The sequence below is a fragment of the Deinococcus marmoris genome (genome assembly GCF_001949125.1).
Taxonomy (GTDB): domain Bacteria; phylum Deinococcota; class Deinococci; order Deinococcales; family Deinococcaceae; genus Deinococcus; species Deinococcus marmoris_A.
Window position 1 is genome coordinate 116554 of the sequence record NZ_MSTI01000077.1, and the last position, 12571, is coordinate 129124.

The 12571-nt window shown below is 65.7% G+C and carries 13 protein-coding genes; 8 read left to right on the top strand and 5 right to left on the bottom strand.

What is annotated here, in order from left to right:
• Window positions 1–44 precede the first annotated feature (44 nt).
• The 4 genes from BOO71_RS12165 to msrA all read right to left on the bottom strand — a co-directional run bounded on the left by BOO71_RS12165 (window position 45) and on the right by msrA (window position 2903).
• Entirely contained in the window at window positions 45–977 is a 933-nt protein-coding gene (locus BOO71_RS12165) for a proline dehydrogenase family protein (RefSeq protein WP_075832656.1), read from the bottom strand.
• A gap of 45 nt (window positions 978–1022) precedes the next feature.
• A complete protein-coding gene (locus BOO71_RS12170; RefSeq protein WP_075832658.1) occupies window positions 1023–1700 on the bottom strand; it encodes a GntR family transcriptional regulator in 678 nt (225 codons plus the stop codon).
• Window positions 1701–1762: 62 nt separating this feature from the next.
• Window positions 1763–2233, bottom strand: a complete 471-nt coding sequence (locus tag BOO71_RS12175) for an MgtC/SapB family protein (protein ID WP_075832660.1) — start codon at window positions 2231–2233, stop codon at window positions 1763–1765.
• An 82-nt stretch (window positions 2234–2315) separates the two neighbouring features.
• Window positions 2316–2903 (bottom strand): peptide-methionine (S)-S-oxide reductase MsrA, encoded by a 588-nt coding sequence (msrA, locus tag BOO71_RS12180; protein ID WP_075832662.1) that lies wholly within the window; start codon window positions 2901–2903, stop codon window positions 2316–2318.
• 194 nt (window positions 2904–3097) lie between these two features.
• Between msrA and BOO71_RS12185 the strand changes: the two genes are divergently transcribed.
• Both BOO71_RS12185 and BOO71_RS12190 read left to right on the top strand, forming a co-directional pair.
• Window positions 3098–3637 carry a YceI family protein gene (locus BOO71_RS12185; protein WP_075832664.1) on the top strand — a complete coding sequence of 180 codons (540 nt, stop codon included), beginning with the start codon at window positions 3098–3100 and terminating at the stop codon, window positions 3635–3637.
• Window positions 3638–3693: 56 nt separating this feature from the next.
• The gene (locus BOO71_RS12190) at window positions 3694–4164 is read left to right on the top strand and encodes a DM13 domain-containing protein (RefSeq protein ID WP_075832666.1); all 471 of its coding nucleotides are present in this window, start codon (window positions 3694–3696) and stop codon (window positions 4162–4164) included.
• Between the two features lie 218 nt (window positions 4165–4382).
• Here the strand turns inward: BOO71_RS12190 and BOO71_RS12195 are convergent, their stop codons facing one another.
• Window positions 4383–5135, bottom strand: coding sequence for a TSUP family transporter (locus tag BOO71_RS12195; protein ID WP_075832668.1), 753 nt, complete (start codon window positions 5133–5135; stop codon window positions 4383–4385).
• Window positions 5136–5203: 68 nt separating this feature from the next.
• Between BOO71_RS12195 and gluQRS the strand changes: the two genes are divergently transcribed.
• The 6 genes from gluQRS (at window position 5204) to BOO71_RS12225 (ending at window position 12548) form a co-directional block, all read left to right on the top strand.
• Window positions 5204–6118 carry a tRNA glutamyl-Q(34) synthetase GluQRS gene (gene gluQRS, locus BOO71_RS12200; protein WP_075832670.1) on the top strand — a complete coding sequence of 305 codons (915 nt, stop codon included), beginning with the start codon at window positions 5204–5206 and terminating at the stop codon, window positions 6116–6118.
• 56 nt (window positions 6119–6174) lie between these two features.
• Window positions 6175–7437, top strand: a complete 1263-nt coding sequence (gene trpB / locus BOO71_RS12205) for a tryptophan synthase subunit beta (RefSeq protein ID WP_075832672.1) — start codon at window positions 6175–6177, stop codon at window positions 7435–7437.
• A complete protein-coding gene (gene trpA / locus BOO71_RS12210) occupies window positions 7434–8234 on the top strand; it encodes a tryptophan synthase subunit alpha (protein ID WP_075832674.1) in 801 nt (266 codons plus the stop codon). Before trpB ends, trpA begins: the two co-directional genes overlap by 4 nt.
• A gap of 264 nt (window positions 8235–8498) precedes the next feature.
• Window positions 8499–10292: a diguanylate cyclase gene (locus BOO71_RS12215; RefSeq protein ID WP_075832676.1), complete on the top strand. Its 1794-nt coding sequence runs from the start codon at window positions 8499–8501 to the stop codon at window positions 10290–10292.
• A gap of 70 nt (window positions 10293–10362) precedes the next feature.
• Window positions 10363–11364 (top strand): DsbA family protein, encoded by a 1002-nt coding sequence (locus tag BOO71_RS12220; protein WP_254843137.1) that lies wholly within the window; start codon window positions 10363–10365, stop codon window positions 11362–11364.
• Window positions 11361–12548, top strand: coding sequence for an alanyl-tRNA editing protein (locus BOO71_RS12225; protein ID WP_075832680.1), 1188 nt, complete (start codon window positions 11361–11363; stop codon window positions 12546–12548). Before BOO71_RS12220 ends, BOO71_RS12225 begins: the two co-directional genes overlap by 4 nt.
• Window positions 12549–12571 lie beyond the last annotated feature (23 nt).

The following is a 12571-nucleotide window of genomic DNA, read 5'->3' on the forward strand; positions in this document are numbered from 1 at the left end:
AGTCGTGGGGGTTGCGATCTGCAAAATTACTTCTCTGAACGGTCTCAGCCCTTGAGCATGCCCTTCAGAATGAACATCACGTTGGCCGGACGCTCGGCGATGCGGCGCGAGAAGTACGGATACCAGTCGCGGCCATACGGGATATACGCCCGCACGCGGTAGCCCGCCGCCGCCAGTTCCTTCTGCAAGTCGCGGCGCACGCCGTACAGCATCTGGAATTCGTAGGCGTCCTTCTCGATGCCGTGGGCCAGCGCGAAGTGTTTGACATCCTCGATGATGCTCTCGTCGTGCGTGCCGATGTTCACGTAGTTTCCGGCCTTCATGTGGGCGTAGACCAGCTTGCGGTAACTGGCGTCCACGTCGGCCTTGTCGGGCATGGCGACGCTCTCGGGTTCCAGATACGCGCCCTTCACGATTCGCAGGTTGGGCGAGAGGTCATCCAGGCTGTCGCGGTCCGCTTCGGTGCGGTAGAGGTAGCTCTGCAACACCGTACCGACGTGCTGCGTGCCGAACTCCTCGGCCAGCGTGCGGAACTGCGAGAGGGTCTGGTCCACGCGCGGGTGGTCTTCCATGTCCAGGCAGATGAAGCCGCCGTATTCCCTGGCCTTGCCCACGATGCGGCGGCCATTGGTCAGGCCCAGATCCTGGCCGTCCACGGTCTGACCCTGGCCCACGGCGGACAGCTTGACGCTGGCGTAGGGCATGACCCCGGCAGCGTGCGCGGCGTCCAGCAGGTGCAGCACCTTCTCGGCAAACTCGTTTGCCTTTTCCGGCGAGGCCACGAATTCGCCCAGCAGATCCAGGTTGCCCTGAATGCCCTCGGCGTCCAGTTCCTTGACGGCGGCAATCGCGCCCTCTACCTCTTCCCCGGCCACGAAGCGCTGCGCCAGCCCCCAGCCCTGCTTGCGGACGATGTTTTCCACGAACTTCTGTCCCGAAACGGTCAGGACGGCCTTGCGGTAAATCTGGTCAATCATAAAGAAGCTCCTTTGGAGATGGCTGAGGGTCAAGGGTCTGAGGGTCTAAGCGTCGGGATTCATTTCATTGACCACTAAAGCGGCAAAGGTGCGGACGTGCAGGCGGGCGGCCTCACGGGCGGCGGCGGCGTCCCGGTCCAGCACGGCTTTCAGGATGGCGGCGTGCTGGGCGGCGGTGTCGGGGTGGGCGTTGTAGGTGCGGGTCTGGTGCTTGATCAGGGCCACGCGCTGCTCCAGATTGCGGGCCAGATCGCCCAGCGCGGCGTTGTGCGCGGCCCCGGTGATGGCGCGGTGGAAACCCAGGTCCAGGCGGGTCTGCTGGCGGTAATCGCCGTCTCTGGCCGAGTTGATTTCGCCCAGCGCGGCACGCAGGGCAGCAGCGTCGGCGGCGGTGTGGGCGGCGGCGGCCAGCGCCGCGCCCAGCCCGTCCAGCTCCTCGCGCACGGCGTAGGTGTCGCGCGCCTCCTGAGCGGTCACGGTGCGGACGCGCACGCCCTTGTTGGCGCTGCCCATCAGCAAGCCGTCCTGGGTCAGCCGCATGATCGCCTCGCGGATGGGGGTGCGGGACACGCCCAGACGCTCGCCCAGCTCCACCTCACCGATGCGTTCGCCGGGGGCAATTTCGCCGTCCAGCACGGCGCGGCGCAGGTGTTCGTACACGCCATCACGCACCAGCACAGGCCGGGCGAAGGCCACGGGCGCGGAATGCTGGGAGAGGCTCATGTGGATATTGTATACAATATTCCGAGCCGAATGCAAATGGGAAGGGGCTGGGTCAGGCCGGGCTATTCCTCTTCCGCCCGGATGGCGTTTTCCTCGTGTTCGGCCAGTCGCCGGACCCCTGCCAGCGTGAATAAAAAGAGCAGGGTGGCCCCCGTCGCCAGCACGTACAAATGCAGCCCGCAGGCCACGCCCACCCCCGCCGTCGCCAGCATGCCCGCCGCCGTGGTCAACCCTTTTGCCTTCTGCCCCCGCTCCGAGAAGATCGCGCCCGCGCCTAGAAAGCTGATGCCGCTGACCACCGCGCCCAGCAGCCCGATCATGTCGAAGCGCACACCAGAATCACGCCCCCCGAAATTGCTGATCAAGGTCCCGGCCAGCACCACGAACAGCGCCGAACTCATGCCGATCAGCATGTGGGTCCGCAGGCCCGCGCTGCGGCGCAGTCGTTCGCGTTCCCAGCCAATCGCGCCGCTGAGGACGAAGGCCACCAGCAGCCCCTGCATCAGCTTCAGCTCGTTCCAGATGGATTCCATGCGGACAGTGTAAGCAGCGTCTACCAAAAGGGCTGGGGCGCGTGCATCTGCGCCCCAGCCCACTTCAATTGTTTTCTGATGCTCAGGCGTTCAGTTTCTCGGCGTAGTGCTTGCGGAGCTTGGCCACCTTCGGCGCGATCACGGCCACGCAGTACGGCTGGCGCGAGTTGTCGGCGTAGTAGTTCTGGTGGTAGTCCTCGGCCACATGGAACTCGGTGGCGGGTTCGATGCTGGTTACGATGGGCTTTCCAAACACGTCCTGCGCGTCCAGATCGGCCATGACCTCGCGGGTCTGTCGCTCCTGCTCGGGGGTCTGGGGAAACACGGCGCTGCGGTACTGGGTTCCGGCGTCCGCCCCCTGACGGTTCAGCGAGGTGGGGTCGTGGGTGGCGAAGAACAGGCCCAGCAGGTCCTTGTAGCTCACCACCTGCGGGTCAAAGGTCACGCGCACGGCCTCGGCGTGGCCGGTCTCTCCGCTGCACACGCTGCGGTAATCGGGGTGCGGGGTGTCGCCGCCGATGTAGCCACTTTCAATTTTGGTCACGCCGCGCACCATCTGCATCACGGCCTCGGTACACCAGAAGCAGCCGCCCGCCAGGATGGCCTGCTGCGGCCCGGAGGCTGCGGGAGATGGAATTTCGCTGGTGGGGGTCTGGGTGGCGTCTGTCATGCCCCCATTGTCGCGCGGCGCATACAGGGAGAGAACGCCAAAAGGCACGGTTGAGGGTTTAGAGAACGTTGATGCTGAAGGACTTTCCAGACACTCTGGACAGCTCCCAGACCAGCCATTGAACCTTGCCGCAGCCAGCCCCGTATTCCCACCAGAGCAAGGATGGCCGTCCAACCCTCCCCAGGAGTCCCCGTATGAAACCGATGATCGCTGCACTTCTGGCCCTGGCAACCGCTGCCCAGGCTGCCGCTCCCTACACCGCCAGCAACGCCACCGTGAAGTTCTCGTACCGGGTCACGCTGATCCCCGTGAATGGTGATGCCAACGCCCTGAGCGCGGCCAGCACGCTGGATTTTGCCAGACTGAGCGCCACCCGCGCCACTGTCAAGGTGGACCTGACCTCGCTCAAGACTGGTATCGCCCTGCGGGACAGGCACGCCAGAGAGGCGCTGGGCGCGGCGGAATTTCCCCAGGCCGTGTTTACCGTCACCGGGTACAGGGGGCCGGACGCCATCGCCGCCGGACAGACCCTCAAGGCCGAGGTCACGGGAACGTTTGCCCTCAAGGGCGTGACCAGAGCCGTTACCGCCCCCGTCACCCTGACCCGCACAGGCGACACCCTGAAAGTCAACACCGAATTTGTCATCCACCCGCAGGAACACGGCGTCAAGGTTACCGGAGCCGATCAGAACACCACGGTCACGGCCACCTTCACCCTGCAACCTGGCTCGTGAGTCCAGCTCAAATCCACTCAAACCCAACACATCCAAACCAACCCAGGAGACCTGCCATGACCAACCGAATCCGCACCACTGCCCTGATCCTGACCGCCGCCCTCAGCGCCGCCGCATTCGCCCAGACCACGGCACCGAAAACCGACACCCCTGCGCCCGTCACTGCGCCCGCCATGAGCGACAGCATGATGAAGGCGGGCATGAGCGGCACCTTCACCGCGCTGGAAGCCCCCACCACGGGCAGTGTCAAGCTGGGCAAGGACGCCAAGGGCCAGTACACGCTGACCATCAGCAACCTGAAGACCGAACCCGCCCCGGACCTGCATGTCTGGCTGGTTCCCGGCGGCACGGTGAAGGACACGCCGGACCTCAAGAAGGGCAAATACACCGATCTGGGCAAGATTGAAACGACGGCCAAGAGCAAGACCTTCGTGCTGCCCAAGGGGATTGATCCGGCTGAATATAAGAACGTGGTGCTGTGGTGCGACGAATTCAGCGTGGTGTTTGCCGCCGCCGTGTTGAAGTAGAGAGGAGACTGTAGAGGCTGCCCCTTCCATCTGGAGGGGGTTTTCTGCTGTCTCTAGAGCAGTTCTCCGAATTACGTCGCCGGAATAAAAGATTTCCGACGACTCCATTCTCTGCTCCGCAGCTTTGCAAGTCCGTCCTGCTCAGTAAAAGTCACTCGCTCTCTGCGAGCTGTGCCAGTCCGCTCGGTCATAAAAATAGTCTTTTTATGACAACTGCTCTAACTCCCCAAGAACAGCCGCGCCGCCACCACCAGCACGATGCCGCCGTAAATCCACTTCACGAAGGCGCTGCCGCGCAACATCGCCATGCGTGCGCCCACGGTTGCGCCCAGTGCGTTGGCGAGGCCCATCGGCAGGCCGATCCAGAAGACCATTTTCCCGCCGATGAAAAAGAAGATGAATGCGCCCAGATTGGTGGCGAAATTGATGGCCCGCGCATTGCCGCTTGCGCCCACCAGATTGAAGCCCGCCAGCGCGAACAGGAACATCAGAAACGTGCCGGTGCCGGGGCCGAGGAAGCCGTCGTAGATGCCGATGATGAATGCGCCGGGCAGCGTTATTGCCAGCGTGCGGGCGGTCAGGCCGGGGTAATGGTCTTCCAGGCCAAAGCGCTTGTTGACCAGGACCAGCGCGCCCACGGCCAGAATGACCACGCCGATCAGGGTGCGAAACGAGTTCGGGTTGACGAAATGCACCAGATACGCGCCGAACGCGCTGCCGATCAGGGCCAGTGGCAGCAGGCGCACGATCAACGCCAGCTCCACATGCCCCTTGCGCCAGTACTGCGCCGTGGCGCTGGCCGAACCGAAGATGGCGAGCAGCTTGTTGGTGGCCACCACCTGCGCGGGCGAAAGCCCCATGAAAAACAGCGTGGGCAACGTGATGGTGCCGCCGCCACCGGCCACCGCGTCTATGAATCCGGCCAGAAACGCCAGCGGGAGGCCGTACAGGAGGACTTCAGGACCGGGCACGAGGGGAAATGTAGCAGGTGGGAAGACGGTGCTGACGAATTTCTGCGTCTTGCGCTAGCCTTCCTCGTATGAACGTGGTGGATCAGCCGATGGTGGGCCGCTTCGCTCCCAGTCCCACCGGGGCCATGCACCTGGGCAACGCCCGCACCGCGCTGCTGGCGTGGCTGCACACCCGCGCCCACGGGGGCCGTCACATCCTGCGCTTTGAAGACCTGGATACAGGCCGCGTGCGAAACTGGGCCTACGACGCCACCCGCCGCGATCTGGAGTGGCTGGGCCTGGACTGGGACGCGGAATACCTGCAATCGGAGCGGCTGGAGCTGTACGCCGAGGCTCTGGCCCGCCTGGACACTTACCCCTGCACCTGCACCCGCAAGGAAATTGCCGCCGTCATCCAGGCCAGCGCCGGAGCGCCGCATGGGGAAGAGGACGTATATCCAGGAATCTGCCGCTCTGGAAGTGATCCTGGCCGCCCCGCTGCCCGTCGCTGGCGCGTACCGGATGAAACGGTCTGCGTCTCCGATGGGTTGACTGGAGAAACCCTCTGCCAGCATCTGCGCTCGGAGGTGGGGGACTTCGTTTTGCAGCGCAACGACGGTGTATTTGCCTATCACTTCGCCGTGGTGGTGGATGACGCCGACATGGGCGTGACCGACATCCTGCGCGGCACAGACCTGTGGACCGCCACGCCGCGACAGGTGGCCTTGCAGGGGGCGCTGGGAGTTCCGACGCCGCGTTATCTACATGTCCCGCTGATGACGGATTTCCGGGGCGAGCGTCTAGCCAAGCGGGACGGTGCGCCCCCCGTGATGGCCCTGCGAGAAGCGGGCGAATCGCCGGGAAAAGTCCTTTCCGAACTGGCGCGGAGTCTTGATTTTCTGCCCTTGAGAGCCGTTCCAGACGAGATCGGCGCGGCAGACCTCATTCCGCTCTGGCGCGAGTTTGGGCATTTTCACCCAGTGAAATCTTTGTCACAAACTTAGACAGGTTGTCTAAGTTTCTCGTCGTTGTCCCGTTGGCAGAATCCTACGCTGATGGCATGACCCTCACCCTCCCCAGCTATCCGCAGCCGGACGAGCGCGGACGCTTTGGCCGCTTCGGCGGGCGCTACGTTCCCGAAACCCTGATTCCCGCCCTGGACACCCTGGAAGCCGCTTACCGCGAGGCGAAAACCGATCCCGCTTTCCTGAACGAACTGGAACGCCTGCTGCGCGATTTCGTGGGCCGTCCCAGTGGGCTGTATCTGGCTTCGCGCCTGACCGAACACGCGGGCGGCGCGAAGATTTACCTGAAGCGCGAGGACCAGAACTACACCGGGGCGCACAAGATCAACAACTGTCTGGCACAGGCGCTGCTGGCCGTGCGGATGGGCAAGAAGCGCGTGATCGCCGAAACCGGGGCCGGACAGCACGGCGTCGCCTCGGCCACCGCCGCCGCCCTGCTGGGCCTGGACTGCGTGGTCTACATGGGCGAGGAAGACATGCGCCGCCAGGAACTGAACGTCTTCCGTATGAAGCTGCTGGGCGCGGAGGTCATTCCCGTGACCAGCGGCACCGGCACCCTCAAGGACGCCACCAACGAGGCCATCCGCGACTGGGTGACCAACGTGCGCGACACCTTTTACATCCTGGGCAGCGTGGTGGGACCGCACCCCTACCCGGCGATGGTGCGCGATTTCCAGTCCGTGATCGGCGAGGAAACCAAGTGGCAGCTCAAGGCACTGGAAGGCCGTGAAGTGCCCGACGTCATCATCGCCTGCGTGGGCGGCGGCAGCAACGCCATCGGCATCTTCGCGCCGTATGCCTATTTGCCCGAAGACCAGCGCCCCCGCCTGATCGGCACCGAGGCGGCAGGCGAGGGCGTGGAGACGGGCAGGCACGCCGCCTCCGTGGCCGGGGGAAGAATTGGCGTGCTGCACGGCGCGATGATGTACCTGCTGCACGATCACGAGGGCCAGATCACCCCGCCGCACAGCATCAGCGCGGGCCTGGATTACCCCGGCATCGGCCCCGAACATTGCCTATACAGCGAGACGGGCGTGGCCGAATATGTTCCCGTGACCGACGATCAGGCGATGGAAGGCTTGCAACTGCTGACCCGTCTGGAAGGGATTATCCCCGCCCTGGAAAGCGCGCACGCCATCTATCACGCCGTTCAACTCGCGCCCACCATGTCCCCGGATCAGATCATCGTGATCAACCTGTCCGGGCGCGGCGACAAGGATGTGGCCGAGGTCATGCGTCTGCTGGCGAAGGCGGAAGATGCCCCGATCAGTGTTGAGCGTCAGGAGGTGCTGGCATGACCGCTGTTCAATCCAGGGGTGTGGCCCGGATTCGTGCCGCCTTCGAGAAGGCAAAAGCCGAGGGCCGTGCCGCCTTCATCCCCTTCATGACTGCCGGGTATCCCAGCGCCGCCGCTTTTCCCGCGCTGGCCGACGATCTGCTGGCCCGCGCCGATCTGCTGGAAGTCGGGCTGCCCTACAGCGATCCGCTAGGGGACGGTCCCACCATCCAGCGGGCCAGTGAGCAGGCGCTGGCGGACGGCACCAGCACGCGCCGCACCATTGAACTGGTCAAGGAACTGCGAACCCGTCACGACAAGCCCATCGTGATCATGACCTACGTGAATCCTATCTACGCCGTCGGCCCGCGCGAGTTCATGGAACTGGCTCAGGCGGCTGGAGTAGACGGCCTGATCCTGCCCGATCTGCCCCCGGATCAGGACCTGGAAATCGCTGATCTGGCCGCCGAACACGGCATTGCTGTCACCTTCCTGATCGCGCCCACCAGCACGCCGGAGCGCATCAAGCTGGTGGCCGAAGCCTGCACGGGCTTTCTGTACGCGGTCAGTGTGACCGGCGTGACTGGGGCGCGCGAAGGCACGGCGCTGGGTGAGGTTCCCGCCATGCTGGAACTGGCCCGGCAGCACACCGATGTTCCCATTGCGGTGGGCTTTGGCGTCAAGGACACGCAGACCGCGCATCAGGTTGCGAATCTGGCGGACGGCGTGGTGGTGGGCAGCGCCTTCATCAACGCGGTGCGTGAGGGACAGGATGTGCCAGCGCTGGTCAAAAGCCTCGCAGACGGCTGCGTGCGCTGAGGCCCAACCCCTGATACGGATTTTGCCTGTGACGCGGAATGTGGCAGAAATCGGGACAGCGCCGATTCCCGCATTCCGTGCCTGGAACCCGTTTTTCTCCTGCTTCCTGTCTTGCCCAGAACAGCGCCCCTGACTGGTACAGCTTGGAGAGAGGCCGCTTTGACACCTGTTCGGATTTTCAGGTGTTTCCGGCATCTTTCAATTTGAGGCCGCGTGATTCTGTAAGAACGCCGCACGTCCCTTCTTTTTACATTGGGCGGCAGAATGACCTTGCGCCGCCTGCTCCTATTGGCCCAGCTCCCTTTCTGGGTGCTGCTGGTGGCCGCCTTCGTCCTGCTGTCGGGAGCGCTGGACGCCCGCGTACAGGCCACCGAACAGGCTGCCCAGACCCGCGCCACCCTGACCGGGATCGGACAGGTCATGCAGCATGTGGTGGATCTTGAAACCGGGCTGCGCGGCTACGTTATCGCGGGGCAACTGGAGTTTCTGGAACCCTATGAGGCTGCCCGCGCCGCCCTGCCCACCGAACTGGCCGTGCTGGACGGGCCGGGCCGCGAGAGCCAGCGCCTGGGCCGGATTCGCGGCCTGATCGACCGCTGGCAGACCGAGGTGGCCCTGCCCGAGATCGCCGCCCGCCAGCGCAGCGAGGCCGAGGCGGGGGGGCTGGTCAGGACAGGCCAGGGCAAGAAGATTCTGGACGCGGTCCGCGCTGAGGTGGCGGCTTACCGTGCCGGGCAGACCCAGCGGCTTGCGGCCCTGGACACGGCGGCCTCGGCGCAGTTGCGGCGGCTGCGGCTGATGCTGTACGGCGTGGGGGGGGCCGCATTGCTGGCCAGCATCATCGCCACGCTGGTCAGCGCGCAGAGAATTTCCAGAAGTTTTGGCCGCTTCACCGCCGCTGCCCAGCGTCTGACCGACGGCGAGACCGGGGTGCGGGTGGACACGCGCGGCCCCACCGAGATCCAGACGCTGTCGGGGGCTTTCAACCACATGAGTGGAGGGCTGGAACTGGCGCAGGGGCTGGCCCGGACCCACGCCGATACCCTGGCTGCCCGCAACGAGTGGATGCGCCGCCTGGGCGAGTTCGGAGACTGGATGCAGGCCGCCCGCAGCCTGGAAGAAGGCGCGCGGATTCTGGAATGCGCCCTGCCGGAATTGCTGCCCGGCACGCGCGGCACGCTGCTCCAGCACAATGCCTCGCGCAACCTGCTGCTGCCGCTGGCGGTCTGGGGCGGCGAGACGGGAACGGCCACCCCGCCGGACGGCTGCTGGGCGCTGCGCCGGGGAGAGGCCGTGACGCCGGGGGCGGACCGTCTGGCCCCGGCCTGCCTGGGCGGCCCAGGGGGTACCTACACCTGCGTGCCGCTGTTCTCGCACGGTGAGACGCTGGGCATCATGCGGCTGCGCCCGGAGATTGAGGGCACGGGGCTTTCCGCCGACCTGCTCGCCGTGCTGCCCGGCATCGTGCGGCAGGTGTCGCTGGCGCTGGCCGGGCTGAGGTTGCAAGACCGCCTGCTTCAGCAAACCATCCGCGATCCGCTGACCGGCCTGTTCAACCGCCGCCGCCTGGAAGACGAGCTGGACACCCAGACCGCCCATGCCACCGCCAGCGGTCAGCCCCTGTCGTTGATCGCGCTGGACGTGGATCACTTCAAGCGCCTGAACGACACTTTCGGCCACGATGCCGGGGATGCGGCCCTGGTGCGCCTGAGCGCGGCGCTGCGTGATCTGGCCCCGCCCGGCAGCACCCCTGCCCGCCCCGGCGGCGAGGAATTCTCGCTGCTGCTGCCCGGCCACGATCTGGCGGCGGCCACTGCCCTGGCCGAGCGCCTGCGCACCCAGATCGCGGGCTGGACCCTCACCCATGCGGGCATCTCGCTGGGGCAAATCACGGTGTCGCTGGGGGTGGCCGAGTACGCCGCGCCGCTCTCCACCCCGTCTGCCCTGGTCCGCGCCGCCGACGAGGCCCTGTACAGCGCCAAACGCCAGGGCCGCAACCGCGCGGTGGCGTCGCAGCCGCTGAATCCAGAAGCGTGGCTGGCCCTCACGCCGGGATAGCGCCAGGATAGATGGTGTGCTGATGCGCCCGGACTGAATTCTCCCCGCCTCTGTCGCCTACCATGTCGGCATGACCGTTCAAATCAAGACTCCAATGCTGCTGCTGGCCTCGCTGTTGCTGGGAGGCGTTCTGGGCAGCGCCGGGGCGCAGGTGGGCCAGCCCCTCGCCCCGTTTCTCAAGAGTCCGGCCCTGGTCACAGTCAAACAGGGCGCGGCGGGTGTGCTGACATTTGCGGATGGTTCCAGCGCGGTGCTTCAAAGCAGGGGCGGCTACCTGAGCGCCGCGAAGATCATCGTGGCAAATTCGGACGGGGCGGCGGCGCGGGCGGCAGAACTGACGGGGGTACTGAGCGGCTTCGGCGGCGGGCTGGCCGGGCCGATGCTGGAATTTTTGAAGCGAGAGGACGTGATTAAGCAGTTGACGAAAGGGCTGACCATCGGTGCGGACCCCTTCACTATCGGTCTGAAAACCGAGGGCAAACTGTTGACCGTGAACCTGAGTCTGGACCGCGTGGCCGACGGAACGTTCGCGCCCACCACCAACGCCCTGCCCGCTAGAAAGGCTGGAAAGAGTGACGTGGTGCTGCGTGTCTACAGCGATTTTCAGTGTCCCTACTGCCGCCAGTTCGAGAGCCAGACCCTGCCCGCCCTGCTGCGTGCCTTACCCGACGACGTGCGCGTGGAATTCCATCAGTTTCCCCTGGAATCTATCCATCCTTTCGCCCGCCCCGCCGCCGAGGCCAGCGAATGCGCCGCCCAGCAGGGCAAATTCTGGGCCTACAAGGACGCGCTGTTCCGCGATCAGTCGTGGCTGGCAGGCCAGGACCCGGCCCCGGTCTTCATCGCCCTGGCCGCAGACACGCGGCTGAAGGCCGACACCTTCAAAACCTGCCTGTCCACGCGCGGCGGCAAGGCAGCCGTGGACGCCGGACTAGCTGAAGCCCGGCGGCTGGGCCTGAACGGCACGCCCAGCGTGTTCGTCGGTCCTTACAAGGCATCGGACCCTTACGACGCGGCGGCCCTGCTGCAACTGATCAACTTCACCCGCGCGGCGGAAGGCAGCAAGCCTTGACCCGGCCCCTCTACCATCAGGATTCGGCGGCCCTGTCCTTTACGGCCAGCGTCCAGGCTGTCGGTGATTCGGAAGTCGTGCTGGACGCTACCGCCTTCTATCCGGCGGGCGGCGGGCAGAGCGCCGATCACGGAATGCTGCGCTGGAATGGGGGAGAGGTGGGTGTTATCGACACCCGCAAGGACAAGGTGACGGGGTTGATCTGGCACAAACTGGACGGCATCCCTCCGGCAGTCGGCACGCAGATTACGGGTGAGGTGGACGCTGCGCGGCGCTGGCGGCACATGGCGCGGCACAGCGGCGAACATCTGCTGGCGCAGTGCTTCGTGCGGATCGATCCGGCCTTCGCCGTGGACGCGGTCAATATGACCCACCCCGAATGCACCCTCGATCTGCGCGGCGATCCCACGGAGGCCGACGTGCGCGCCGCCGAGACCTTATTGCGGGAAACGCTGGCCCGCCAACGCCTGACCCTGCACACGCCCACCGTGCCCGAGGAGGAACTGGGACAGTACCCGCTGCGCCGCGAAACCAAAGTGCGCGGCGAGGTGCGGCTGGTGATCTTCAAAGACGAGGATGGAGGGTTCTTTGATGTCAGTGCCTGCGGCGGCACGCACGTTCCACAGGCCAGTCTGGCGGCCCCAGTGGTGGTCCTGCGAACCGAGCGCATCCGGGGCGGCGTGACCCGCGTGGTCTTCATGGCGGGTCAGGAAGCCAGCGAATATCTGGGTGGCGTCTACCGCGACTCCCGTGCGCTGGCCCAGACCTTCAGCGTGCCCGTGGAGCGGTTGACGGAGCGGGTGGAGGCGTTGCGAACGGACCTCACGGACTCGAAAGTGGAGGCGGCCCAACTGAAGGAAAAATTGGCCCGCGTACTGGTGGAAGCCGCGCTGCCCGACGCCCAGGGTCTGCGCTGGCTGGAGCTGGATGACCCGGCCCTGCTCGTCCCCGTTCTCGGTGATGTGCCCGCCGGAGAGGTGCGCGTGGCCCTGGCCCCCGGCGGACGCTGCGGCGTCGCCAGCGCACGGGCCGGGGTTCATGCGGGTGAACTGCTGCGGACGGCGCTGGCCGTCACCGGGGGGAAGGGCGGCGGACGCCCCGAACTGGCGCAGGGCAGCACGCTGGAGCCGGGCGGATTTCTGGCCGCTGTGCGTGGAGCTTTGGTCTCAGCCCACTCCTCCTGATCGCCGTACCCTGCTAACCTGTG